General features: G+C 56.6%; 24 protein-coding genes. 16 read left to right on the forward strand and 8 right to left on the reverse strand.

Features of this window, described 5'->3' with window-relative positions:
- Positions 1–176 precede the first annotated feature (176 nt).
- Positions 177–1,520, forward strand: a complete 1,344-nt coding sequence (gene hglS / locus F0319_RS10615; protein ID WP_149366877.1) for a 2-oxoadipate dioxygenase/decarboxylase HglS — start codon at positions 177–179, stop codon at positions 1,518–1,520.
- 43 nt (positions 1,521–1,563) lie between these two features.
- The gene (locus F0319_RS10620) at positions 1,564–3,069 is read left to right on the forward strand and encodes a carboxylesterase/lipase family protein (RefSeq protein WP_149366878.1); all 1,506 of its coding nucleotides are present in this window, start codon (positions 1,564–1,566) and stop codon (positions 3,067–3,069) included.
- Here the strand turns inward: F0319_RS10620 and F0319_RS10625 are convergent.
- Positions 3,056–3,898 (reverse strand): LysR family transcriptional regulator, encoded by an 843-nt coding sequence (locus F0319_RS10625; RefSeq protein ID WP_149366879.1) that lies wholly within the window; start codon positions 3,896–3,898, stop codon positions 3,056–3,058. The genes F0319_RS10620 and F0319_RS10625 overlap by 14 nt on opposite strands.
- A gap of 114 nt (positions 3,899–4,012) precedes the next feature.
- On the opposite strand from F0319_RS10625, the gene F0319_RS10630 reads away from it, so the two are divergent.
- The 4 genes from F0319_RS10630 to rimL all read left to right on the forward strand — a co-directional run bounded on the left by F0319_RS10630 (position 4,013) and on the right by rimL (position 8,470).
- Positions 4,013–5,182, forward strand: a complete 1,170-nt coding sequence (locus tag F0319_RS10630; protein WP_149366880.1) for a pyridoxal phosphate-dependent aminotransferase — start codon at positions 4,013–4,015, stop codon at positions 5,180–5,182.
- A gap of 22 nt (positions 5,183–5,204) precedes the next feature.
- The gene (locus tag F0319_RS10635; RefSeq protein WP_111964633.1) at positions 5,205–5,978 is read left to right on the forward strand and encodes a transporter substrate-binding domain-containing protein; all 774 of its coding nucleotides are present in this window, start codon (positions 5,205–5,207) and stop codon (positions 5,976–5,978) included.
- 242 nt (positions 5,979–6,220) lie between these two features.
- Positions 6,221–7,876, forward strand: coding sequence for a glucan biosynthesis protein D (locus F0319_RS10640; RefSeq protein WP_115875031.1), 1,656 nt, complete (start codon positions 6,221–6,223; stop codon positions 7,874–7,876).
- 45 nt (positions 7,877–7,921) lie between these two features.
- On the forward strand, positions 7,922–8,470 hold the full coding sequence (rimL, locus tag F0319_RS10645) for a 50S ribosomal protein L7/L12-serine acetyltransferase (RefSeq protein WP_149366881.1): 549 nt from the start codon (positions 7,922–7,924) through the stop codon (positions 8,468–8,470).
- On the opposite strand, the gene ydcK is transcribed toward rimL, so the two are convergent.
- Positions 8,465–9,445 carry a YdcK family protein gene (ydcK, locus tag F0319_RS10650; RefSeq protein WP_149366882.1) on the reverse strand — a complete coding sequence of 327 codons (981 nt, stop codon included), beginning with the start codon at positions 9,443–9,445 and terminating at the stop codon, positions 8,465–8,467. The genes rimL and ydcK overlap by 6 nt on opposite strands.
- A 134-nt stretch (positions 9,446–9,579) precedes the next feature.
- On the opposite strand from ydcK, the gene tehB reads away from it, so the two are divergent.
- Positions 9,580–10,173 (forward strand): tellurite resistance methyltransferase TehB, encoded by a 594-nt coding sequence (tehB, locus tag F0319_RS10655; RefSeq protein WP_111964629.1) that lies wholly within the window; start codon positions 9,580–9,582, stop codon positions 10,171–10,173.
- Here the strand turns inward: tehB and pepT are convergent.
- Positions 10,170–11,399 carry a peptidase T gene (pepT, locus tag F0319_RS10660; protein WP_149366883.1) on the reverse strand — a complete coding sequence of 410 codons (1,230 nt, stop codon included), beginning with the start codon at positions 11,397–11,399 and terminating at the stop codon, positions 10,170–10,172. The two genes, tehB and pepT, sit on opposite strands and share 4 nt — an antisense overlap.
- Before the next feature lie 111 nt (positions 11,400–11,510).
- Here pepT and F0319_RS10665 point away from each other — a divergent pair, with 111 nt between their 5' ends.
- Positions 11,511–13,106, forward strand: a complete 1,596-nt coding sequence (locus F0319_RS10665) for an ABC transporter substrate-binding protein (RefSeq protein WP_149367127.1) — start codon at positions 11,511–11,513, stop codon at positions 13,104–13,106.
- Between the two features lie 135 nt (positions 13,107–13,241).
- Positions 13,242–13,916 carry a DUF3313 domain-containing protein gene (locus F0319_RS10670; protein WP_111964626.1) on the forward strand — a complete coding sequence of 225 codons (675 nt, stop codon included), beginning with the start codon at positions 13,242–13,244 and terminating at the stop codon, positions 13,914–13,916.
- Between the two features lie 34 nt (positions 13,917–13,950).
- Here the strand turns inward: F0319_RS10670 and F0319_RS10675 are convergent, their stop codons facing one another.
- Positions 13,951–14,847, reverse strand: a complete 897-nt coding sequence (locus tag F0319_RS10675) for a DMT family transporter (protein ID WP_149366884.1) — start codon at positions 14,845–14,847, stop codon at positions 13,951–13,953.
- 174 nt (positions 14,848–15,021) lie between these two features.
- Here F0319_RS10675 and F0319_RS10680 point away from each other — a divergent pair, with 174 nt between their 5' ends.
- The gene (locus F0319_RS10680; RefSeq protein WP_149366885.1) at positions 15,022–15,894 is read left to right on the forward strand and encodes a helix-turn-helix transcriptional regulator; all 873 of its coding nucleotides are present in this window, start codon (positions 15,022–15,024) and stop codon (positions 15,892–15,894) included.
- Here the strand turns inward: F0319_RS10680 and F0319_RS10685 are convergent.
- Positions 15,874–17,040: a benzoate/H(+) symporter BenE family transporter gene (locus F0319_RS10685; RefSeq protein ID WP_149366886.1), complete on the reverse strand. Its 1,167-nt coding sequence runs from the start codon at positions 17,038–17,040 to the stop codon at positions 15,874–15,876. The two genes, F0319_RS10680 and F0319_RS10685, sit on opposite strands and share 21 nt — an antisense overlap.
- Before the next feature lie 92 nt (positions 17,041–17,132).
- Here F0319_RS10685 and F0319_RS10690 point away from each other — a divergent pair, with 92 nt between their 5' ends.
- Together F0319_RS10690 and F0319_RS10695 are read left to right on the forward strand one after the other, a co-directional pair.
- A complete protein-coding gene (locus tag F0319_RS10690) occupies positions 17,133–17,660 on the forward strand; it encodes a helix-turn-helix domain-containing protein (protein WP_149366887.1) in 528 nt (175 codons plus the stop codon).
- An 80-nt stretch (positions 17,661–17,740) separates the two neighbouring features.
- On the forward strand, positions 17,741–19,705 hold the full coding sequence (locus F0319_RS10695) for a peptidase U32 family protein (protein ID WP_149366888.1): 1,965 nt from the start codon (positions 17,741–17,743) through the stop codon (positions 19,703–19,705).
- On the opposite strand, the gene F0319_RS10700 is transcribed toward F0319_RS10695, so the two are convergent.
- On the reverse strand, positions 19,706–19,936 hold the full coding sequence (locus tag F0319_RS10700) for a DUF2554 family protein (RefSeq protein WP_111964737.1): 231 nt from the start codon (positions 19,934–19,936) through the stop codon (positions 19,706–19,708).
- A 244-nt stretch (positions 19,937–20,180) separates the two neighbouring features.
- Between F0319_RS10700 and F0319_RS10705 the strand changes: the two genes are divergently transcribed.
- The gene (locus tag F0319_RS10705) at positions 20,181–20,543 is read left to right on the forward strand and encodes a hypothetical protein (RefSeq protein ID WP_149366889.1); all 363 of its coding nucleotides are present in this window, start codon (positions 20,181–20,183) and stop codon (positions 20,541–20,543) included.
- 161 nt (positions 20,544–20,704) lie between these two features.
- Here the strand turns inward: F0319_RS10705 and F0319_RS10710 are convergent, their stop codons facing one another.
- Positions 20,705–21,241, reverse strand: a complete 537-nt coding sequence (locus F0319_RS10710) for a dihydrofolate reductase family protein (RefSeq protein WP_136194852.1) — start codon at positions 21,239–21,241, stop codon at positions 20,705–20,707.
- Between the two features lie 40 nt (positions 21,242–21,281).
- Positions 21,282–22,289, reverse strand: a complete 1,008-nt coding sequence (gene ftrA / locus F0319_RS10715) for a transcriptional regulator FtrA (protein WP_149366890.1) — start codon at positions 22,287–22,289, stop codon at positions 21,282–21,284.
- A 73-nt stretch (positions 22,290–22,362) separates the two neighbouring features.
- Here ftrA and F0319_RS10720 point away from each other — a divergent pair, with 73 nt between their 5' ends.
- The 3 genes from F0319_RS10720 to urtA all read left to right on the forward strand — a co-directional run bounded on the left by F0319_RS10720 (position 22,363) and on the right by urtA (position 25,509).
- The gene (locus F0319_RS10720) at positions 22,363–22,776 is read left to right on the forward strand and encodes a rhodanese-like domain-containing protein (protein WP_149366891.1); all 414 of its coding nucleotides are present in this window, start codon (positions 22,363–22,365) and stop codon (positions 22,774–22,776) included.
- A gap of 156 nt (positions 22,777–22,932) precedes the next feature.
- On the forward strand, positions 22,933–24,036 hold the full coding sequence (locus F0319_RS10725) for a cobalamin-independent methionine synthase II family protein (RefSeq protein ID WP_111964617.1): 1,104 nt from the start codon (positions 22,933–22,935) through the stop codon (positions 24,034–24,036).
- Between the two features lie 201 nt (positions 24,037–24,237).
- Positions 24,238–25,509 carry an urea ABC transporter substrate-binding protein gene (gene urtA, locus F0319_RS10730; protein ID WP_047958573.1) on the forward strand — a complete coding sequence of 424 codons (1,272 nt, stop codon included), beginning with the start codon at positions 24,238–24,240 and terminating at the stop codon, positions 25,507–25,509.
- Positions 25,510–25,513 lie beyond the last annotated feature (4 nt).

Raw genomic sequence — 25,513 nt, forward strand, 5'->3', positions numbered from 1 at the left:
AAAATCCTGGATAAAAAGCGTCGGGCACGAAAGGGCGGTTTCGTTGAGGCTTGTTAAGAGGCCAGTCGCACACGGTTTGACCACTGTCGTCTTAAGATCACAAATCAGAAATCTTTCCCCCCGGAAGGAACGGGTTTCTCTACACTCCAGGTAATATTCACTGGAGGCATGACATCATGGCGAACACCATCACGGCTGATGACATTCGGGAACACTTTTCGCAGGCTATGTCGGCGATGTACCAGCAGGAAGTTCCGCAGTACGGCACCTTGCTTGAACTGGTAGCGGACGTAAACCTGGCGGTGCTGGAAAATAACCCACTATTACATGAACAACTGGCAAACGCCGATGAGCTTGCGCGCCTGAACGTGGAGCGTCACGGGGCAATTCGCGTTGGCAGTGCGCAAGAGCTTTCAACCCTGCGCCGTATGTTTGCCATTATGGGCATGTACCCGGTCAGCTATTACGATCTCTCCCAGGCGGGGGTGCCGGTTCACTCAACGGCGTTTCGCCCGATCGATGATGCGGCGCTGTGCCGTAATCCGTTCCGCATCTTTACTTCGCTGCTGCGCCTTGAGCTGATTGAAAACGTCGCGCTGCGCGAACGTGCGGCGGAAATCCTCTCTCACCGGAACATCTTCACCCCGCGCTGTCTGGCGCTTCTCGATCTGTATGAATCGGAAGGGCACTTTACTGACGAGCAGGCGCACGAGTTTGTGCAGGAAGCGCTGGAAACCTTCCGCTGGCACCGTCACGCGACGGTCGATCAGGAAACCTATCTTGCGCTCCACAACGAGCACCGGCTGATTGCCGATGTGGTCTGCTTCCCCGGCTGCCACATTAACCACCTTACGCCGCGCACGCTGGATATTGATCGGGTGCAGGAGCTGATGCCGAAGTACGGTATCGAGCCGAAAATTCTGATAGAAGGCCCGCCGCGTCGCGAGGTGCCCGTACTGCTGCGTCAAACCAGCTTCAAGGCGCTGGAAGAGCCGGTGCTGTTTGCCGGGGAACATAAGGGCACCCACACCGCGCGCTTCGGTGAGATTGAACAGCGCGGCGTGGCGCTGACCCCGAAAGGCCGGGAGCTGTACGATAGCCTGCTTGCCCAGGCCGGTACCGGTAAAGATAACCTGACCCATCAGCTGCATCTGCGGGAGATCTTTAGCGCCTTCCCGGACAGCGAACTGTTAATGCGCCGTCAGGAGCTGGCGTATTTCCGCTACCGTCTGACGCCTGCGGGTGAAGCGCATCGCCATGCGTTCCGGCCGGGAGACGATCCGCAACCGCTGATCGAGCGCGGATGGGTGGTTGCCCAGCCGATCACCTACGAAGATTTCCTCCCGGTTAGCGCCGCGGGGATTTTCCAGTCCAATCTCGGGAATGAAACCCAGGCCCGCAGCCACGGTAACGCCAGCCGCGATGCGTTTGAAGACGCGCTGGGCTGCCCGGTGTATGACGAGTTTACCCTCTACCAGGAGGCTGAAACGCGCAGCAAACAGCGTTGCGGTTTGCTCTGAAATCGTTACTCTGCTGGGGTGTGATGGAAAAAATAAGGTCGTTATGCAAAATCCTTCCGCCCCTGTGGCTGAAACGCGCCAGGGCGCACTCTCTGGTTTAACCGATGAAAATGTCCACGTCTGGTGCGGCATTCCCTACGCCGCACCGCCCGTGGGCGAGTGGCGCTGGCGCTCCCCGCGGCCGCCTGAACCGTGGGATGGCGTTCGCGAGGCCACCGCCTTTTCGGCCTCAAGCTGGCAAAGCAGCGAATATTGTCAGGAGCTGGGCGGGGGCGATCCCGGCCAGTTCTCAGAAGACTGTCTTTATCTGAACGTCTGGTCCCCCAAAGAGCGCGCCGGGGCGCTTCCGGTTATGGTATGGCTGCACGGTGGTGGCTTTACCATTGGCGCGGGGGGCTTGCCGCCCTATAACGGCAAAGCGCTGGCTACGCGCGGCGTTGTTGTCGTGACGATCAACTACCGTCTCGGCCATCTCGGCTTTTTCGCCCATCCCGCGCTGGAGGGCGAGGAAGATCGCGTGGTGCATAATTTTGCACTGCTGGATCAGATCGCCGCGCTCGAATGGGTTAGGGACAATATCACCGCATTTGGTGGCGACCCCGCTAACGTGACCCTGCTTGGCGAATCCGCCGGTGCGCGCAGCGTGCTTTCTTTGCTGGCATCGCCCCTGGCGGCTGGCTTGTTCCACAAGGCGATTGTGCAAAGCGGGTACACCTTGCCGGACACGCCGCGCGAACAGGCGCTGCAAAAAGGGGAGGCGCTGGCCGCCCATTTTGGCCTGGAGAAGGCGACTGCTGAGCAGCTGCGCGCCATTCCGCCCGAGGCGTTCTGGCCGTTAACCGCGCCGCTGAACGTCGCCCCGGCGCCCATCGTCGGGGACTGCGTTCTGCCCGAAGCGATGCTGGACGTCTTTTTCGCTGCCCGCCAGCATCCCGTACCGGTGATGATTGGGTCGAACAGCGATGAGGCCAGCGTAATGGCGGTGTTTGGCATCGATCTCGCCGGGCAAATCCAGAAGCTCCGCCGGGAGCGGCGCTTCGGACTGGGGCTGATTAAGCTGCTCTATCCTGGCGTCAAAGGCGATGAAGAGCTGGGCAGGCAGGTGTGCCGCGACATGGCGTTCACCACGATGGGCTACGTCGTGATGCAGGCTCAGCAGCGCGTCGGCGGATTGTGCTGGCGTTACTGGTTTGACTATGTCGCGGAAGCGGAACATGCCACCTATATCAACGGTGCCTGGCACGGCAACGAGGTTCCCTATGTCTTTGATACGTTAGGTCAGGTGGAGCCTTCACGTCAGTACGTCAACGAACGGGATCTGCAGTTTGCTGCCCACGTGGCCGATTACTGGGTGAGCTTTGCGCGTGACGCTGGTCCTCGCGAGATCCTGCCAGGGCCGACGCACTGGCCCGCATGCCGAAAAGGGCGGGACGTTTTGTTACGCATTGGCGTGAATAAAAATGCAGGTTTTCGGCTTGAAAACCGCTTTATGCGCGCCCGCATGAGCCTCTTCAAACGGGTGATGAAGCACCACGTCAGCCTCGATTAAGCAAACATGCGCGAAACGCCGCCAGTCCGTTTTCCTCGCCTGGCGTTTCGCGCAGCACCAGCCGGTAGCTGGCGCCGGTTTTTATGCTGGTTTCATAAGGCCGCATCAGTCTTCCCGCGCGGACATCTTCGGCCACCAGCGTTTCATCGGCAATGGCAACGCCCAGCCCCTGAATGGCGGCCGTGATGGCGAGATCCATCGTGTCGAAGTGTTGATTTTTGTGCATAGCAAAGCCCGGACCTTCCTGTTTCGTCAGCCACAGCGACCAGTCTGTCTTATCTCTTGTGGGGTGCAGGAACGTCAGCGATCCCAGCGTTGCACCCGCCCGCACCGGGCTTATCACCGGGGTGAGCGCCTCTTCGAACAGCAGGTCGCCTGCGCTCATGTGCGTCCCGAACACGATGGCCGCGTCGTAAGATTCGGTTTTGAAATTGACGTTGTGATCGGTAGTGGTGGTCAGGGCGATCTGCAGATCCGGCTGCTCACGCTCCACCTCCAGCAGGCGCGGCACCAGCCAGCGCATGGCGCAGGTGGGTGCCTTGAGCCGGATCACGGTCTGCTGGCTGCGGGCCTGGTCGGCCACGGTCAGCAATTGTTCAAAAGCAGACTGCAGCTCCGGAAGCAGGGCGCTGCCCTGCGAAGAGAGGCGCAGGCCGCGCGCGTGGCGTTCAAAAAGCGGAAAGCCAAACCACGCTTCGAGGGAGGCTATCTTGCGGCTCACGGCCCCCTGCGTCAGGCAAAGTTCTGCGGCAGCATGGGTCAGATTCAGGTGACGCGCGGTGACTAAAAATGCGTCGATGGCATTGAGCGGGAGCGAACGGCGCGACATGGAAACACCTCAGCTATGCATTTTTCTCATGGCTATTATGACAACAATTCGATTGTCCCGACAACAGAGATGTTGTTTGAATAGTTATGCAATGTCCATGAGAAGGGAAAGAGGATGACTTTACGAACGCCAGTGCAGACGCGCTCCAAACTGCCCGATGTGGGCACCACCATTTTTACCGTTATCGGCCAGCTCTCGGCGCAGCATAACGCGATTAACCTTTCTCAGGGCGCACCGAATTTTTCCTGCGACCCGAAGCTGATTGCGGGCGTCACCCGCGCAATGGAGTCGGGGCATAACCAGTATGCGGCGATGACTGGCCTGCAGCCGCTCAAAGAGCGCATTGCCGATAAAATTGCCACGCTTTACGGCACGCGCTATGACCCGGCCGGCGAGGTCCTGGTGACCGCCAGCGCCAGCGAAGGTCTCTATTCGGCGATTAGCGGGCTGGTGCACCCGGGTGATGAGGTGATTTACTTTGAGCCCTCTTTTGACAGCTACGCGCCGATTGTCCGTCTGCAGGGGGCAACCCCAATTGCCATCAAGCTGACCGTGCCGGATTTTGCCGTCAACTGGGATGAGGTCCGGGCTGCCATCTCCCCACGCACGCGCATGATTATCATCAATACGCCGCACAACCCGAGCGGTCAGGTCTTCTCCGCCGACGATCTGCAGCAGCTGGCGGCGCTGACCCGCAATACTGACATCATTATTTTGTCTGACGAAGTGTACGAACACGTGGTGTTTGACGGTGAGCCGCACCACGGGATGGCCACGCACCCGCAGCTGGCGGAGCGTAGCGTGATTATTTCTTCTTTCGGAAAAACCTATCACGTCACCGGCTGGCGCGTGGGTTACTGTGTTGCACCGGCGGTGCTGATGGACGAGATTTGTAAAGTCCATCAATTTTTAATGTTCTCTGCCGATACGCCAATGCAGCACGCGTTTGCTGAACATATGGTCGACCCGCAAACCTGGCTGTCGCTGTCGGCGTTTTACCAGCGCAAGCGCGATCTGCTGCAGAGTCTGCTGGCCGATTCGCCGTTCACGCTGCTGCCCAGCGCCGGATCGTTCTTCATGCTGGCGGACTACAGCCAGTTCAGCGACGAGCGCGACAGCGATCTGGTGAAGCGGCTGATCGTCGAGTACGGTGTTGCCACTATTCCGCTGTCGGCGTTTTATGCGGACGGTACGGATAATAAATTGATTCGTCTCTCTTTTGCGAAAGATGAGGCAACGTTACGGGCAGGTGCCCATGCCCTGTGTCGGGTTAAACCACGCTGAGATAGGCTCTGAGGAGTATGAGATGAAATTACGCGCGTTAGTTGTCGGCATGGGATTGCTGTGTACCTTTTCCTCCTTCGCGGCGTCCGAGCTGCGTTACGGTCTGGAAGCAGAGTATCCGCCGTTTGAAAGCCGCAATGCGGCAGGCGAACTGGAAGGGTTTGACGTTGAGCTGGGGAACGCCATCTGCAAAGCGGCAGCGCTGAAGTGCAGCTGGGTGGAAACCTCGTTTGATGCGCTGATCCCGGGCCTGGTGGCGAAGAAATTCGACGCCATCAACTCGGCGATGAATATCACCGAGCAGCGCCGCAAGAGCATTGATTTTACCCAGCCTATCTACCGTATTCCGTCGCAGCTGGTGGGCAAGGCCGGTACGGCGGTCGAGGCGACGCCTGAAGGGCTAAAGGGGAAAACCATCGGCGTGCTGCAGGGCTCCATTCAGGAAACCTATGCCAAAGAGCACTGGGAAAAGCAGGGTGTCACCGTGGTGTCTTATAAAGATCAGAATATGGCCTGGGGCGATCTGCTGAATGGCCGTATCGACGCCTCGCTGGTCATGTCCGCGGCCGGGCAGGCAGGTTTCCTCAGCAAGCCGCAGGGGAAAGGGTTTGGCTTCATCGGCAAGCCGGTGTCTGACGACACTATCCTCGGCAGTGGGATCGGTTTTGGGTTGCGTAAAGGGGACGAGGCCACCAAAAAGCAGCTTGATACCGCGATTGATAAAGTACGTGCCGACGGCACGATCGCTAAACTCGCTGATAAGTACTTCCCGGGTATCGATGTCAGCGTAAAATAACCGCCTCATTGGCCCCGGCGAACGATGTCGCGCCGGGGCATTTTTCTACACATTTTCCAGGCTTTCTTTACACCACTTTCGGGCCGTTCTGGTCGACAGAAAATATTTCTCACTTTGTTCATATAATCACCGGCCAACAATTGGATTCTTAACCATTTTTGTTTAGGCTGTGCGTTCTTTCTTGCCGTCATTTCGCCGAGCGCGGAACACATTCACACGACCATAAGGACGTTTTTCCAGGCATGAATCGCAGACGTTTTCTAAAAGGCTCGCTGGCAGTGGCAGCCCTGAGCGGCACATCCGGCCTTGCCTCCCTGTTTTCCAAAGCGGCATACGCCGCCGACTCTGACATTGCTGACGGCCAGAGCCGTCGTTTTGACTTCTCCGTACTGCAATCCATGGCGCATGACCTGGCAAAAACCCCGTGGGGTGGCGCGCCGCGCCCGCTGCCGGAGACGCTGGCCACCATGACGCCGCAGGCGTACAACGCCATCCGCTACGATGAAAAACAGTCTCTGTGGAACAACATTGAAGGGCGTCAGCTGGACGTGCAGTTCTTCCATATGGGAATGGGGTTCCGCCGTCGCGTGCGGATGTTCTCGCTGGACCAGTCGACCTCTATGGCGCGCGAGATCCACTTCCGTCCGGAGCTGTTCAGCTACGGTGAAACGGGCGTGGATACCAAACAGCTGCAAGGGCAAAGCGATCTCGGCTTTGCGGGCTTCCGCGCCTTTAAGGCGCCGGAGCTGGCGCGTCGCGATATCGTCTCCTTCCTGGGCGCGAGCTACTTCCGCGCGGTGGATGACACCTACCAGTACGGCCTTTCCGCCCGCGGTCTGGCGGTAGACACCTTTACCGACACGCCGGAAGAGTTCCCGGACTTTACCTCCTTCTGGTTTGAAACCGTCAAGCCAGGCGACACGACCTTTACCGTTTATACGCTGCTCGACAGCCCGAGCATCACGGGGGCCTATAAATTCGTGATCCACTGCGAGAAGAGCCAGGTGATCATGGAGGTGGAAAACCACCTCTACGCGCGTAAGGACATCAAGCAGCTCGGCATTGCGCCGATGACCAGCATGTTCAGCTGCGGTAATAACGAACGCCGCATGTGTGACACCATTCACCCGCAAATTCATGACTCCGACCGCCTGGCGATGTGGCGCGGCAACGGGGAGTGGATTTGTCGTCCGCTGAACAACCCGCAGAAGCTGCAGTTTAATGCCTATATGGACAAAAACCCGAAAGGGTTCGGTCTGCTGCAGCTCGATCGCGATTTCTCCCACTATCAGGACGTGATGGGGTGGTACAACAAGCGTCCAAGCCTGTGGGTGGAACCGCGTAACGACTGGGGGAAAGGCGCGGTTGGCCTGATGGAGATCCCGACCACCGGTGAAACGCTGGATAACGTGGTCTGCTTCTGGCAGCCGGAAAAAGCAGTCAAAGCGGGCGACGAGCTGGACTTCAAATATCGCCTCTACTGGAGCGCTATGCCGCCGGTGCGCTCCCCGCTGGCCAACGTCTTCGCCACCCGCACCGGCATGGGCGGCTTCCCGGAAGGCTGGGCGCCGGGCGAAAATTACCCGAAAGTGTGGGCCCGTCGCTTTGCGATAGATTTTGTCGGCGGCGATCTGAAGGCCGCTGCGCCAAAAGGCATCGAGCCGGTGATTACGCTCTCCAGCGGTGAAGCGAAGCAGGTGGAGATCCTCTACGTTGAGCCGTTTGACGGCTATCGCATTCTCTTTGACTGGTACCCGACGTCGGATTCGACGGAGCCGGTGGATATGCGTCTGTTCCTGCGCTGCCAGGGCGACGCCATCAGTGAAACCTGGCTGTACCAGTATTTCCCACCGGCGCCGGATAAACGTAACTACGTTGACGACAGGGTAATGCGTTAACGATCGATTCCCTCTCCCTCCGGGAGAGGGTTAGGGTGAGGGGCAATGACCGCAGTAAAATCCGAAATTATCCCGGTATCTGACGCTCTCGAGCTTCGCGCCGTCGAAGAGCGCTATACTGCCGACCTGCACAATCTCGTCGTCAAAAACAGAATCTTTCTGCAAACCGCCTTTGACTGGGCGCAGCACGTAGGCAGCGAAGAGGATACCCGCCGCAACGTGCAGAGTAACCAGATGCTGCACCAGCGCGGCTACGCCAAAATGTTTTTGATCTTTAAGGATGATGCGCTGGTTGGCGTCCTGTCGTTCAACACGATTGAACCAACCAACAAGGCCGGGTACATCGGCTACTGGCTGGATGAAGCCCACCAGGGGCTGGGTATTCTCTCCCGGTCACTGCAGGCGTTTATGCGCTACTACGCTGAGCGCGGTGAGATCCGTCGTTTTGTGATCAAATGTCGGGTGGCGAATCAGCACAGCAACAGCGTTGCCGTACGCAACGGTTTTACGCTGGAAGGGTGCTTGCGGGAAGCGGAATACCTGAATGGCCGCTTTGAAGACGTGAATATCTACGGCAGGATTTATACCCTATAACGCACCCAGCAGCGGCGTACGGGTGATGCGCTGGTCGCCGTTAATCACTTTTTCGCCGCGCAGGTGAATGCTCTCGCCGGCAAATGCTTCAATAACCGCATCGCCGGTAATTTCAACCCGATGTTCGATCAGCACATCCCCGCTGATGCGCGCGCGCCCCTGAATCACGACTTTATCATCCAGCATGATCGGCCCGCCGCGCAGCCAGGCCTGACCGCCAATCAGGACGTGATGCTTGATGACACAGTTTCCCTCGACCACGGCATTCTCCGCAATCTGCGAGCTGTAGCGCACCGTTGGGATGGCATCTTCATCAAAGCCGGCAATCACGCGGGCGTTACCATAGACTTTTGCGCAGTCGCACACCCACACGTTGTTGAGTTCGTTTCCCTCGAGGATCGCGTTGTCGAAGACTTCGGCCCGGTGTTCAACAAAGGCAAAATTAACCATCGCCTCGCCGTAGATTTGCGCCTGGTGCACAATCCTCGACTGGCTCACCGTTGCCTTATCGTAGATTTGCAGGATCTGTTCATGGTCCGGCGTCAGCCCTTTGGCAGCAATGACCACGCTGTGGTGCAGCACGCGCGCTTCGCCGTAGATATGACACTCGCCCCGCACGCAGGATTGCTGAATGGTGACGTTGTCACTTATTCGCGCCCCGTGGCTGACCTCTGCGCCGTCCAGCCAGCAGCTGTCACCGATACGGGCATCATGGCTCACGACGCACGGCAGGGTAAGACGCGCGTTGCCGGACACGGTCGCTCCGGCGAACACCACGCTGTTTTCATCGTAGATCCAGCAGTGGCCGTCCTGCGCGAGGGCGCGCTCATCGTCAATCCAGCCGCCTCTCGTCCCGACAGTCACGTCGTTAAAGTCCGCCGTGGCGATAATCTGCCGCAGCGTAGTGGCGTGGCTGGTTTCGCCATTTTTCCATTGCCAGAGGCGGGTCTCGTCGCTGAGGCGATATTTGTTCATCTTTATTTCTCTGATAAGCGTCTTAACTAAACGTAGCAAATTTTTCGATTTTCGAGCGGCTGGCAACCAGACGGTAAACGCCTTAAAATAGCATTCAGAATGCACTTTCACTTTATGAGAACGCAGGAAAAATAATGACCGTCGATGAGAATTACTTCACAGAGAAATATGGCTTAACCCGTACCCATTCAGAAGTGCTGTACAGCGCGGAGATTGTGAAACCCGGTAAAACGCTGGATCTGGGCTGCGGCAACGGCCGTAACAGCCTCTATCTTGCAGCTAACGGCCACGATGTCACCGCGTGGGACAAGAACCCGATGAGCATCGATAATATCGAGCGCATTAAGGCGGAAGAAGGGATCGATAACCTCCACACGGCGATTAAAGATCTCAACAACCTGAGTTTTGACGGCGAGTACGATTTCATTCTTTCCACCGTGGTGCTGATGTTCCTGGAGTCAAAAACCATCCCGGGTCTTATCGCTAATATGCAGCGCTGCACCAGGCCTGGCGGCTACAACCTGATTGTTGCCGCGATGGACACGGTGGATTACCCGTGCACCGTCGGCTTCCCGTTTGCGTTCAAGAGCGGTGAGCTGAGCAACTACTATGAAGGCTGGGAGTTGCTCAAATACAACGAAGACGTTGGCGAACTGCACCGCACCGATGAAAACGGTAACCGCATCAAGCTGCGCTTTGCCACGATGCTGGCGCGCAAGCCCGCTTAACGGGCGGCCAGCAGGCAGATCTGCAGGGCCGTGTTGTAAGACGCTTCGAACGACGACAGCGGCAGGAATTCAAACTTCGAGTGGAAGTTATGCGCCCCGGTGAAGAAGTTCGGCGTGAGTAGCCCTTTTGCCGAGAGCGCCGCGCCGTCGGTGCCGCCGCGCATCGGCGTCGGTTTCGGCGTGATGCCGAGCGATTCCATCGCCTCGAACATCAGATCGATAGCGCGCCGGTCTTCACCAATCGCATTGCTGATATTGCTGTAGGTATCTTCAATGCGATAGTCCACTCTGGCCGTCGGATATTGGGCGGCAATCAGTGCGGCCACGTCGGCAATCTGCTGCTTGCGCGCGGCAAAGCTGTCCTTGTCAAAGTCGCGGATATTGGCCTTAAGAACGGCCTCGTTCTGTCCGGCCTGAATGCCGTTAAACCAGATATAGCCTTCACGTCCCTCGGTGCACTCCGGCGTTTGCTGGCGGTCAAAATGGCTGATGTAATCAGTCGCCATCAGCAGGGGATTCACCAGCACGCCTTTGGCGGACATCGGGTGCGCCGTTATGCCGGTAAAGCGGATCTCCGCGGCGGCCGCATTAAAATTCTCGTAAACAATTTCACCCAGCTCGCAGCAGTCGATGGTCCAGGCAAAGTCGACGTCGAAGCGCTTAAGATCCAGCGCCTTGGCACCGTTCAGGCCGATCTCTTCGTCAGGCACAAACGCCACGACGATATCCCCATGCCGATGCTCCGCCGTGAGGTTTTCCAGCACCGTCATGACCACCGTGACCGCCGATTTATTATCCGCGCCCAATACGCTGGTTCCGTCGCTGAAAATAATCTCCTCATTCGGATAAGCCAGAATTTCAGGGTGCTCGTTAACCCGCAGCCAGATGTCTTTCTCTTTATTCAGACAGAGATCTTCACCGGTAAACGTTAATATTTGTGGATGAATATCCGGTGAAAGTCCCACGTCGACGGTATCAATATGGGTAATAAAGCCGATGCGCGGCGCACCGGGCACGTTGCCTTTTTTTACCGCCGTAACCGTGGCGAATTCATCAATCACAATGTCGTCTAACCCCAGCTGTGCCAGCTCCTGCGCCAGCTCGCGCGCCATGTCATGCTGGCCCGGCGTTGAGGGAAGGGTTTTGACTTTGGGATCGCTCTGGCTGGTGATAGCGAGATAGCGGAAAAAACGATGCGTTAATTGTCTGGAAAGCGGCGAGCCCATAGTGATTTATTCCTTATTTATTTTTCAGGTGTTTGCCACATCACTTTAATGTTATTTATGAAATGGCAAAAGAATTAATTAGCCGTCGAATTAAAAAGACAGGAATAAATGATGACAAGCAAACTCACAACTATAGCGCTGGCGTTCGCTGCACTCACGGTCAGTTCCACCGTTGCTGCGAAAACGCTGGTGTATTGCTCTGAAGGATCGCCGGAAAACTTTAACCCTCAGCTATACACCTCGGGAACCAGCGTGGACGCCAGCGCCGTGCCGGTCTATAACCGTCTGGTCGATTTCAAGCCTGGCACCACGGAGCTGGTGCCAAGCCTTGCGGAGCGCTGGGAGGTGAGCGACGACGGCAAGGTCTACACCTTCTTTCTGCGTAAGGGCGTTAAGTTCCAGAGCAATAAATCCTTCACGCCAACCCGCGACTTTAACGCCGACGACGTGATCTTCTCGTTTATGCGGCAGAAAGACGTGAATCATCCCTACCACAATGTCTCTAACGGCAGCTACTCCAACTTCGAAAGCCTGGAGTTCGGCAGCCTGATAACCGCCATTGATAAAGTCGATGAGCACACCGTGCGCTTTACCCTGGCGCACCCGGAAGCGCCGTTTGTCGCCGATCTGGCCTGGTATTTTGCCTCAATCCTTTCAGCGGAATATGCTGACGCGATGATGAAAGCGGGCACGCCGGAGAAGGTGGATATGGAGCCCATCGGCACCGGGCCGTTTAAGCTGGCGCAGTATCAGAAAGATTCCCGGATCCTGTTTACGGCGTTTGCCGACTACTGGCAGGGGAAATCGAAGCTGGACAGGCTGGTGTTTAGCATCACACCGGATGCCTCCGTGCGTTTTGCGAAAATTGAGAAGAACGAATGTCAGGTCATGCCCTTCCCGAACCCGGCCGATCTGCCGCGCATGAAGGCCAACAAAAATATTAATCTGATGAGTAAGGCTGGGCTGAATACCGGCTTCCTGGCGTTCAACACGCAGAAGCCGCCGCTGGATAACGTGAAGGTCCGTCAGGCGCTGGCGATGGCCATCAATAAACCAGCCATTATTGATGCGGTGTTCCACGGTACCGGCACCGCTGCGAAGAACCTGCTGCCGCCGGGCGTATGGAGCGCAGACAGCGAGCTTAAGGATTACGACTACGACCCTGAAAAAGCCAAAGAGCTGCTGAAAGAGGCCGGTTTTGCCAACGGCGTGAACGTCGACCTGTGGGCGATGCCGGTGCAGCGTCCCTATAACCCGAATGCGAAACGCATGGCTGAGATGATTCAGGCGGACTGGGCGAAAATAGGCGTGCAGACCAAAATCGTTACCTATGAGTGGGGCGAATACCTTAAGCGTGTGAAGGGCGGTGAACATCAGGCCGCGCTGATGGGCTGGACGACGGCAACGGGCGATCCGGACAACTTTTTCGGCCCGCTATTTACCTGCACCTCGGCAAACGGTGGGTCAAATTCGGCGAAATGGTGCTATAAGCCCTTTGATAAAATTATTGCGGAAGCAAAATCAACGACCGATCGCGATAAGCGCGTGGCGCTATATAAAGAGGCGCAGCAGATGATGCATGACCAGATGCCCGCGGTAATGATTGCGCATTCAACCATTTTCGAACCGGTGCGCAAGGAGGTGACGGGCTATGAAATTGACCCGTTTGGCAAACATCTGTTCTGGCAACTGGATATAAATCAGTAATTTTTCACTGCCCGGCACGCCTCCGGGCAGTCTTTTCGCAATTTGTGCTCTCCGCATCATTTTTTGTCACAACAAACCCGCCGGTCTTTTGCTATAACTTCAAATGCATACTTGCAGATAACATGGAAAACTATCATGCGTACTCAAACTTTTTTTAAAGTTGCAGTGCTTACTGGTCTGTTGGCGTTAGCGGGCTGTTCTTCGAAAGTCGCAGCTCCCGAACAATATTCTGGCTTTTTAAAAGACTATTCAGGATTGCAGCAGACAACGTCTGCGACGGGTAAACCAACGCTGCGTTGGGTTGATCCTTCCTATAACGAAGCTAATTACGACAGTATTCTCTGGACACCGATTACGTATTATCCAACGCCAAAACCAACCACGCAAATTGGGCAAAAAACGCTTGATGAGCTGTTGAACTACACCAATACCAAAATGAAAACGGCGATTGGCACGCGTAAGCCGATTGTGACCACGCCGGGTAAACATAGCCTGATTTTCCGCGGCGCGATTACCGGGGTGAGTTCGCAGAAAGAAGGTCTGCAGTTCTATGAAGTGGTGCCGGTCGCGCTGGTGGTAGCAGGTACGCAGATGGCAACCGGGCATCGCACCATGGATACGCATCTCTTCTTTGAAGGCGAACTGATCGATGCGGCTACCAACAAACCGGTCATGAAGGTGGTGCGCAAAGGCGAAGGTAAAGATCTGAACAACGAAAGTACGCCGATGACCTTTGCAACCCTGAAGCAGGTTGTTGATGACATGGCGACGGACGCCACCATGTTTGATGTGAAAAAGACCGCGAAATAAAATAAAAAGGCCTGCGTAATGCAGGCCTTTTTATTTACGCCATTCGTAAGCGTCTGAACCAGGTTTCTGGTTTGGTAAACATCACCATATTTCCCCCCAGAATCAGCAATAACCCCACGATACCGTTGATATGCCAGACGTAGCCTTCATACACCGTAGAGATGGACAGCGCCACCAGCGGGAAGAGCAGCGTACTGTAGGCCGCTTTGCCCGGACCGATACGTCCCACCAGCGTGAAGTAGGCGCCAAAGGCAATCACCGAACCAAATACAGCCAGATAGAGCAGCGCGCCAATGTAGCTGATGGTCCACTCTGGCGCGAAGCTATCGCCTCTGAACAGCGCAATGCATCCCATCACCAGCGTGCCATAGAGCATCGCCCAGGCGTTGGTGGTCATGGTTTCCAGGCCTCTGCGCTGATGGCGCATGCTGATCATATTGCCCAGCGAGAAGCCGTAGGTGCCGAGCGCGGAGAGGCCAATCCCGGTCAGGAGCGACGCGCTCCAGCCGCTGGCAAGCAGATCGTCCCAGAAGAGAGTGACGATCCCAGTCAGGCCCAGTGCCGCCGCCGTCCAGAAGCGCGCCGGCGGGCGCTGCCCGAAGAAGATAAAGCTGTTGATGGCGTTATAGAGCACGGCCATGGAGAAGATCACCGACTCCAGCCCTGTGTTGATGTGCGAGGCTGCGGCGTAAAAACACCAGAAGTTAAAGCAGAAAACGCAGCATCCCTGGAGCATACAAAAGAGGTGATCCCGCAGCGCCAGCTTGCGCAGGCGGCGCAGGGCGATTAACACCGCCATCATCGTGAGGCTGGCGACGGCGAAACGCCAGAAAATCGAGACGGGCGCCGCTACGGGACCCTGCTGCAGGAAAATCGCAATCCAGGTGGTTCCCCAGATGACCACCACCAGTCCGTATAATATAGCGTTCATACTTTTTCTCTTCTCAAACCACGGAAGCCCGCAGTATGGCGCTGAAATTCGCGACGGGCTTTCACCGGGTTGCGGGTGACTTGCAAAATCTTGCGCTTTTTTCTTCCTGCGGGACTGGCAACGGGGGGCAACTCTTCTTAGACTGATATTCCCATCAATTATGCGCTAACGGTTATGTCTCACGCTTACGATACCTTTGAAACGCTTTGCCAACAGAATGCAGTCCTGCGGGAAACCGTCTCGCTGAATTCGGGTATTCAGCTGGCAGCGTGGTACAACAAGCACGATACGATAACGGTAAAAAGTAACCATCATACCCTCAGCCTGTACGTGGCGGACGGCTACGAAAGCTATCAAAAAACGCCGGGCGGCTGGAAGAACGGCGGGGGACCGGACCGTTTCTGTCTGATGCCCAAAGAGAGCGAATCAACGTGGGATATCCGCGATGACCTGTCGTTTGTGCATCTCTACTGCACCGACGAACACCTGCGCGACGTGGGGGAAAAAATCTGGGACAAGCGCCCGCTTTCGCTGACCCTGGACGAGCGCATTTTTGGTAGCGATCCGAAGATCACCGCGCTGTATCGCCAGTTTTTGCTCGGCTGTGACTGGCAGCAGCACGCCAACCAGCTCACCCTGAGCACGGCCTCCACGCTGCTGCTGACCCATCTGCTGCAAAACTACTCTAATGTGAAGTGGAAGCTGCCGGTCGTCACCGGAGGGCTATCGCCATTCGTGCTGCGCAACGTGCTGGCCTTCATTGAAGAGAACCTGGGCCAGCCCCTGACGCTGGCCGAGCTGGCGGCGCAGGCCGCGCTCAGCGAATACCACTTTGCCCGCATGTTCCGCCAGTCGACGGGGCTGGCGCCGCATCAGTACGTGATGCAGAGGCGAATGGATAAAGCTAAGGCCCTCGTCCAGCATACGACGACGCCGCTGACGGACATCGCGCTTGCCTGCGGGTTCAACTCCGCCAGCCACTTCAGCAACCGCTTTCGCAGCGCGACGGGCATGACGCCTTCGCAGCTACGTGCGGCGAGTGCGTGAAAACAGGGCGTAGCACATCCCGCCCAGCACCAGTCCCCAGAATGCCGAACCGATGCCCAGGATCGTGACGCCGCTTGCGGTCATCAGAAACGTGACGATGGCCGCGTCGCGCTCTGCTTCGTGACTCAGCGCCTGATATAAACTCCCGCTGATGGTGCCCAGCAGCGCCAGACCGGCCAGCGTCTGGATCCAGCTGAGCGGCAGTGCGGCCATCAGCCCGGTAATGGAGCCACCGAAAATTCCCGCCAGCAGGTAAAATCCTCCCGCTGCGATGGCCGCCAGCCAGCGTTTACCCGCATCCGGGTGTGCATCCGGGCTTTGACAAATGGCGGCGGTTATAGCCGCAATGCAGATGGAAAAGACGCCAAACGGAGAAAACAGCAGCGCCAGCCCTCCCGTGACGATGATGAGCGGTGAGACCGCCAGCGGGTAACCGGAGGCTTTCATCGTGGCGAACCCCGGCGCGTTTTGCGAAGCCATGGTCACGAGGAAGAAGGGCAAGCCAATACTCACCAGGCTGGTGAAGGTGAAGGCGGGTGCAATAAATTCGGGCATTACCAGAGAAAGGGTGAGTTTATCCGTGACAACGTCACCTGCCGCCCATGCCACAATCCCGCCCACCAGCAGCGTGACCACGATGGCATAGCGCGGCGACAGCGCTTTTGCGATTAGCCAAGCCGCAATCATGCTGCCGCACAGCAGAAAGTGCCCCTCAAGATGCGCAAACGCGTGGAGGCCAAACTGCAGCAATACCCCTGCCAGCATGGCGGCAGCAAGCGAATGAGGGATCAGCTTCATCAGACGGGCGAAAAGCCCGGTAATGCCGCAGAGCAAAATAAGCGCGTTAGCAAAGATGAACACGCCGATGGTTTCTGCCAGCGTGACGCCGTGCAGGCTGGTGGCGAGCAGCGCCGCGCCGGGCGTCGACCAGGCGGTCAGTACGGGCGCTTTGTACCACCAGGAAAGCGCCAGCGTGCTGACCCCCATCCCAATTCCCAGCGCGGTCATCCAGCCCGCAATCTGCTGTGCGCTGGCGCCTGCCGCGGCGGCGGCCTGCCAGATGATGGCGGCCGAGCTGGCGTAACCAACCAGAACGGCGACAAATCCAGCCAGTGCGACCGGAATAAAGTGAGAGGAAGGGCGCATGAAAACTCCATTGTGCGTTATAACGTCCGGAGTAAGGTAGCACTGTGCGCTATAGCGTACAAGTGGTATGCTGATCGTCACCAGGAGGGAACATGGATATCACACTACACCTTGCAACAACGCTGAAAACGCTGCGCCAGGCGCGCGGCTGGAGTTTGTCGAAGCTCGCGGACGAGACCGGCGTGTCAAAAGCCATGCTCGGTCAAATCGAGCGCAATGAATCCAGCCCGACGGTGTCGACGCTGTGGAAAATTGCCACCGGGCTGAACGTGCCGTTTTCCACGTTCATCACCCCAGAGGCGGACCGGCAGGCGGTATTTGACCCCCAGCAGCAGGCGATGGTCGTCAAGCCGCTCTTTCCGTGGGACGAGACGCTCGGGTTTGATTATTTCTCCATCACGCTGGCACCCGGCGCGCTGAGCGAATCCACGCCGCATGAGGCCGGAGTAATTGAACATGTCGTCGTAATAAGCGGCGAGCTGGAGATGAAGCTTGGCGGCAAATGGCAGATGATTTCTGCCGATTCGGGCATCCGTTTCGCAGGCGATAAACCGCACGCCTACCGCAACAGCAGCGACCGGACGGTGCATTTTCACTCCCTGATTCATTATCCCCGCTGACGCTGCGCAAAACTGTTTCGCTGACGCATACTTCTGACTACAATAGCCGCCATTTTGACCATAACGGATAACGACGAAGTATGCGCCTGCAATCCCATCATCTTGAACTTTTAAGCCCGGCCCGCGACGCCGCCATTGCCCGTGAAGCGATCCTTCATGGCGCAGATGCCGTCTACATTGGTGGCCCAGGCTTCGGTGCCCGCCATAACGCCAGCAACAGCCTGAGCGATATTGCTGAACTGGTGCCGTTCGCCCACCGTTTCGGGGCGAAAGTGTTCGTGACCCTGAACACCATTCTTCATGATGATGAGCTGGAGCCTGCGCAACGTCTGATTACCGATCTCTACCAGGCCGGGGTGGATGCCCTGATTGTTCAGGATATGGGCGTGCTGGAGCTGGATATTCCTCCCATTGAACTGCATGCCAGTACCCAGTGTGATATCCGCACGGTTGAGAAGGCGAAGTTTCTCTCTAACGTCGGCTTTTCGCAGATCGTTCTGGCGCGTGAGCTGAACCTGAATCAGATCCGCGATATTCACCAGGCTACAGACGCGACGATTGAATTCTTCATCCACGGCGCGCTGTGCGTCGCCTATTCCGGTCAGTGCAATATTTCCCACGCGCAGACGGGCCGCAGCGCCAACCGCGGCGACTGCTCTCAGGCCTGCCGTCTGCCGTATACCCTGAAAGACGATCAGGGCCGCGTCGTGGCGTTCGAAAAACACCTGCTCTCCATGAAGGATAACGATCAGACGGCCAACCTGGGCGCGCTGATCGACGCGGGCGTGCGTTCCTTCAAGATTGAAGGGCGCTACAAAGATATGAGCTACGTGAAGAACATCACCGCGCACTATCGCCAGATGCTCGACGCCATTATTGAGGATCGCGGCGATCTGGTGCGCGCGTCCGCCGGTCGCACCGAGCATTTCTTCGTTCCGTCGACGGACAAAACGTTCCACCGCGGCAGCACGGACTATTTCGTTAATGCCCGTAAAGGGGATATCGGCGCGTTTGACTCACCGAAGTTTATCGGTTTACCGGTGGGTGAAGTGCTGAAAGTGGCGAAAGATCACCTTGATGTCCAGGTGACGGAACCGCTGGCGAACGGCGATGGCCTTAACGTGATGATTAAGCGTGAGGTCGTGGGCTTCCGGGCTAATACGGTCGAGAAAACCGGCGAGAACCGCTACCGCGTCTGGCCGAATGAGATGCCGGCCGATCTCTACAAGGCGCGGCCGAACGCGGCGCTTAACCGTAACCTCGATCATAACTGGCAGCAGGCGCTGCTGAAAACCTCCAGCGAACGTCGTATCGCTGTGGACATTGAGCTGGGCGGTTGGGAAGAGCAGCTGATTCTGACCATGACCTGTGAAGACGGCATCAGCGTAACGCATACGCTCGATGGCCTGTTCGAGGTGGCAAACAACGCGGAAAAAGCGCTCAACAGCCTGAAGGATGGGGTGGCGAAGCTTGGCCAGACGATTTACTACGCCCGTAACGTTGAGGTCAGTCTGCCGGATGCCCTGTTCGTGCCGAACAGCCTGCTTAACCAGTTCCGTCGTGAAACGGCAGAGATGCTGGATGCCGCGCGCCTGGCGCAGTATCCGCGCGCTAGCCGTAAAGCGGAAGCCGTACCTGCACCCGTATACCCGGAGACACATTTATCCTTCCTGGCCAACGTTTATAACCATAAAGCGCGTGAATTCTATCATCGCCACGGCGTGCAGCTGATCGACGCGGCTTATGAAGCGCATGAAGAGAAGGGCGATGTGCCGGTGATGATCACCAAGCACTGCCTGCGCTTTGCGTTTAACCTTTGCCCTAAGCAGGCGAAAGGGAATATTAAGAGCTGGAAGGCAACCCCCATGCAGCTTGTAAACGGTGATGAAGTTCTGACTCTCAAGTTCGACTGCCGTCCTTGCGAAATGCATGTGATTGGCAAGATGAAAAACCACATCTTCAAAATGCCGCAGCCGGGCAGTATTGTGGCGTCCGTCAGTCCGGACGATCTGATGAAAACTCTGCCTAAACGCAAGGGCAGTTAATTACCGAACGTGGGTATCCGGTTTGCGCGATTTCTGCCACTGGTGGTGTTCGCGCAAACCCTCCGCCGACTCTTCCGCAGCGCTTCGTAACTCATCGCTGTCGGCTTCATGACGAAGTTGATGCGCCACATTCTTGACCCATAAATATTCGTGTCCTTTGTGCCCGGCCATAAGCTGGCCTGAAAAGAGTGCACAGATAAGCATGACGAGAGATAAGCCTTTTTTAATCATGAGATAGCCGCTGAATGACATTGCGGGGTTATCATGCCGATTATTTTTTAGTGTTATTATTTAATAATTCAAACTCGTGAAAAGAGATTGTCAAATAATGTGTGCCCGGAAAATTGTCCAGGACATTTCCTAAAAAGTTATGAATGTTTGTAAAGTGCCATTTCTGGTCCATAATCGGATATTTGCATTAAGGATAAATCTTATATAATAGTTAATCTCTGGCTAAGGAACGGGTCATTAATAAATGAAAAAAATAATTGCGCTTGCGCTTCTGGCGGTTGCTGTTGGGGCCGTTGCAGGGATTCGTTATGCTGGTGATAACAAACCAGAATATATACAATCGGCAGAAATTCGCGTTGGTTCCTATTTGACCAGCGATTATGGAGCCGTTACCTGTACCAGTAAAAAAATTAACGATGTGCGTTGGGAATTAGACTGCACCCAGCAGACGATAGGAAAAACATTCCAGTTTGCGGCGTACCCCTCTGATAAAGCACCTTATGGAGTGGCGCGGTCATTTTATCTTGAAGCCATAAATGATGACGCAAAACAGAGCGCTGAACAGGGCCTTATGCGTTATTTGCAGATCAATACTCATGCAGGTTAATAAGACTGTTTAACCTTCGTTAAGACAACGGGTGTTAGGTTGTATGGGATCCGCAGCCCGGCCATGGAGTGTCGGGACGTAGAGACCAAAATACAAATCTATCCATGCAAGCATTTACCGCCATTTTTGGCGGTTTTTTTTGCGCGGTGTTTACCGTCGTTTTATGACAGCAGTCGATAGTGCGACTGTACCAGACCCGAAGGGAAGCTGCGGCTGGATACCAGCGTCAAATCGATATCCTCTGGCAGGGCGCCAAACAGCGATTTTCCGGAGCCGAGCAGGACTGGAACGGTTGTGATCACCATATCGGCCACCAGTCCTTCTCGCAGGAACGACTGTATCACCTGCCCACCATCGAGATAGACGCGATGGACGTTCTGCAACGCCAGGTAGTCGAGCACCTCTTTAGGCGTGCGCCCTGAAAACTGTACTTTTCCCTTCAGCGCGTCGGGCACGGGCGTGTCGGCCAGCTGTCTGGAGAGCACCAGCACGGGCCGGTCATAAGGCCATGCGTCAAAGGTCAGCACTTTCTCATAGCTGCCTCTGCCCATCACTATCCACTCTTTGTCCGCGATGAACGCCGCATAGCCATGATCTTCAGTCGGATCATCGCGCTGCAGGAGCCAGTCGATATCATCATTGTGTCGGGCGATGTAACCATCAAGACTGGTTGCGATAAAAACGTGTGTGGTGACCATAAGGTTCTCCGTATTCCAGCTAAACCAAAAGACTGACGCCTCAGCGGGCTGTAGCGGAATGAGAAAATTGTTTGCGGTACTGGGCCGGGGAAATCGCGAACTGCTGGCGAAAGTGATGACGCAGCGTCGATGCCTGGCCAAACCCGGTCTGTTCCGCGATGCTGTCGATACTTAAACGACTGCTTTCCAGATAATCTTTCGCCCGCAGCAGGCGCTCATTGAGTAACCAGCGGGCAGGCGTCGTTCCTGTTGCCGCCTCGAAGCGACGAAGAAACGTGCGCTGACTCATACCGACACGACGCGCCAGCGAGTCGACGCTGTGCTGCTCGGTAAGATGCGTGTGCAGAAAATCAAACAGCTGGCCGAGGCGCTGGCTTTCCCGCAGCTGTGCCACCGGGCGGCTCAGCTGTTGCGGCTGAGAGCCATCCCGGTGTGGGGGAATGACCAGCCGCCGCGCCACGCTGTTAGCGGTTTCCATTCCATAATCCCTTCGTACAACGTGAAGGCAGAGATCGATCCCCGCCGCGCTGCCTGCAGAAGTCAGGATATCGCCTTCGTCCTGGTAGAGCACATCCTCAACCACGTCGATGTCAGGGTAGCGGGCTTTAAGCGTCTCAATGTAGCGCCAGTGCGTCGTGGCTTTGCGCCCGTTGAGCAGCCCCGTAGCGGCCAGCACAAATACGCCCGAACAGATGGACAGCAGCTGGCATCCTCGCGCGCTGGCCTGACGTAATGCGTTGCAGAGCGCGTCCGGAACCGGCGAGTCCAGCCCACGCCAGCCGGGAACCACAATCAGGTCCGCAGACGCAAGCAGGCTTAAATCACCATCGGTGACGATACGGATCCCGCCTGTTGCCCGAAGTTCACCGCTATCCACGCTCGCCACCGCAAAACGATACCATTCATCGCCCAGCTCGGGACGTGGCAGACCGAAGATCTCCACCGCTACGCCAAACTCAAAGGTACACAGGCCGTCATAGGCCAGCACCACCACCAGCGGGCGGGCAATTTGTCTTAAGTTTGTCATCTTTTTGCTGTTTTCTGGCATAAGCGAGCGCATTCACGTGCTGAATTTCTGGATAGAGTAGTGTTAACACAAACGCCAAAGATGAGGAAGGATCATGAGCTATGTTACTGAATTTCCGGCTGCCGAGCCGCAGGAAGCCGTCACCCATTTTCTGCGTCGCCTGAGCGTAGAAACCGACTGCGCCGATGTGCATCACGCCATCGCCAATAATGAGCAGGACTTTGTTTTGCTGCACGTGGTGGGGAGCCCGGAGCAGTTTGCCCGTCGCCATGTGCCGGGCGCTCTGCATATGCCGTGGAGCCAGATGACCGCTGAGCGCATGACCCAATGGCCTGAAGGGACGCTGTTCGTCGTCTACTGCGCGGGGCCGCACTGTAACGGCGCGGACAGAGCCGCGCTGAAGCTGGCGCGTCTCGGGCTGCCGGTCAAAATCATGCTCGGTGGGATCACCGGCTGGGAAGATGAACGCTACGCGTTTGCCAGCATCGAAACCACTGCCGCGCTGTGAAGATGAATTTTTTTCAACACCCGTGAAATTTTCTCGTTTGCCGGTACCGGGGAGGTATGACATTGTTTTTGGACATTTAGACATCCAGAAGTCTAAAAGTTCAAATAATGAATTATCACTGCGGGCAATTATTGCCGGCAGACTGAGGAGATTTCCATGCAACGACACCACGCCCCATACCGCGCCGACGTAGTCGGCAGTTTTTTACGCCCGGATGCCATCAAGCAGGCTCGCCTGCAATTTGCCAGCGGCGAGATTGACGCGAGACAGCTTCGCGCGGTGGAGGACGAAGCCATTCGCCACGTCGTTGAGCAGCAGTGCGCGTGCGGCCTGCATGTCGTGACCGACGGTGAGTTTCGCCGCGCCTGGTGGCACTTCGACTTCTTCGACGGTCTGCAGGGCGTTGAGCGTTACGATTCGCAGCAGGGCATCCAGTTTAACGGGGTGCAAACCAAAGCCCACGGCGTGCGCGTCACCGGCAAGCTGGGCTTTGGCGAGCACCCGATGCTGGACGATTTCCGCTATCTGAAAAGCATCAGCGGTAACGCCCAGCCAAAAATGACCATTCCCAGTCCGAGCGTGCTGCATTTCCGCGGCGGTCGCAAAGACATTGATGCGACGGTGTATCCGGACCTGAACGTCTATTTCGACGATCTGGCGACCACCTGGCGCGACGCGATTCGCGCATTCTACGATGCAGGCTGCCGTTACCTGCAGCTGGACGATACCGTATGGGCCTACCTCTGTTCGGACGATCAGCGTCGTCAGATCCGCGAGCGCGGCGACGATGCCGATGAGCTTGCACGTATCTATGCCCGCGTCCTGAACAAGGCGCTGGAGGGCAAGCCGGACGATCTGACCATCGGGTTGCACGTCTGCCGCGGTAACTTCCGCTCCACCTGGATTTCCGAAGGCGGCTACGAGCCGGTGGCGGAAGTGCTGTTCGGAACGGTCAACGTTGATGCCTTCTTCCTGGAATACGATAACGACCGCAGCGGGGATTTCGCGCCGTTGCGCTTTGTTCGCCCGGGCAAGCAGCAGGTGGTGCTGGGTCTTATCACCACGAAAAACGGCGAGCTGGAGAACCCGGAGGGAATCAAAGCCCGTCTGGAAGAGGCGGCGAAATACGTGGCGAAAGAGCAAATTTGCCTCAGCCCGCAGTGCGGCTTTGCCTCGACCGAAGAGGGCAACAGCCTGAGCGAAACCCAGCAGTGGGACAAAGTCCGTCTGGTCACGCAGATCGCCAGCGAAGTCTGGTAAATCCGTTAGGCGGCGCTGCATTATAAAAGTGCAGCGCTGTGCCATTCTGAGACGTTCTCTTTACATCCTGCGTTCCCCTCCCGGAAATAGCGCTATCTCCATTCTGGCATTCTTTTTGCTCCTGCTTCGCTGACACATTTATTTCCGCGTCCACGCCGTAACGGACGTTTTCGCACAGCGTTCTTTTTCAGGAGTGAAAATATGCACCGTCGTACCTTATTAAAAGCCTTTGCGTTATCCGCGTCCGTCGTGGCGATGGGAATGAGTTTTGGCGTGCAGGCGGCCGATACCATCAAAGTGGGGATCATGCATTCTCTCTCCGGCACGATGGCCATTTCCGAGACCCCGCTTAAAGATGTCGCCCTGATGACCATCGACGAGATCAACGCCAAAGGCGGCGTGCTGGGCAAGAAACTGGAGCCGGTAGTGGTGGATCCGGCCTCAAACTGGCCGCTGTTTGCCGAGAAGGCGCGCCAGCTGTTAAGTCAGGATAAAGTGGCGGTGGTATTCGGCTGCTGGACCTCGGTTTCGCGCAAATCCGTACTGCCGGTCTTTGAGGAGCTGAACGGCCTGCTGTTCTATCCGGTGCAGTATGAAGGCGAGGAAATGTCGCCAAACGTGTTCTATACCGGCGCGGCGCCGAACCAACAGGCCATCCCGGCGGTGGAATACCTGATGAGCGAAGACGGCGGCGCGGCGAAACGCTTCTTCCTGCTGGGCACGGACTACGTTTATCCGCGCACCACCAACAAGATCCTGCGCGCGTTCCTGCATTCGAAAGGGGTGGAGGATAAGGATATCGAAGAGGTTTACACCCCGTTTGGTCATAGCGACTACCAAACCATCGTTGCCAACATCAAAAAATTCTCAGCGGGCGGCAAAACCGCCGTGGTGTCGACCATCAACGGCGACTCCAACGTGCCGTTCTACAAAGAGCTGGCTAACCAGGGTCTGAAGGCGACCGACGTGCCGGTGGTGGCGTTCTCCGTCGGCGAAGAAGAGCTGCGCGGGATCGACACCAAACCGCTGGTGGGTAACCTGGCGGCCTGGAACTACTTTGAGTCCGTCGATAACCCGACTAACCAGGCGTTCGTGGCGGATTACAAAGCCTATGCGAAGGCGCACAAGCTGCCGAACGCCGACACCGTGGTCACCAACGACCCGATGGAGGCGACCTACGTGGGCATTCACATGTGGGCGCAGGCGGTAGAAAAAGCAGGAACTACCGATGTGGACAAAGTCCGTGCGGCGATGGCCGGTCAGTCCTTTAAGGCACCGTCAGGCTTTACGCTTACCATGGATGCCACCAACCATCATCTGCATAAGCCGGTCATGATCGGTGAAATCGAAGGTAACGGTCAGTTCAACGTGGTGTGGCAGACGGAACAGCCGGTACGCGCCCAGCCGTGGAGCCCGTTCATCGCCGGAAATGACAAAAAGCCCGACCAGCCGATGAAAACCGCCAGCAACTAAGCCA

The organism is Enterobacter vonholyi (assembly GCF_008364555.1).
GTDB classification, from domain to species: domain Bacteria; phylum Pseudomonadota; class Gammaproteobacteria; order Enterobacterales; family Enterobacteriaceae; genus Enterobacter; species Enterobacter vonholyi.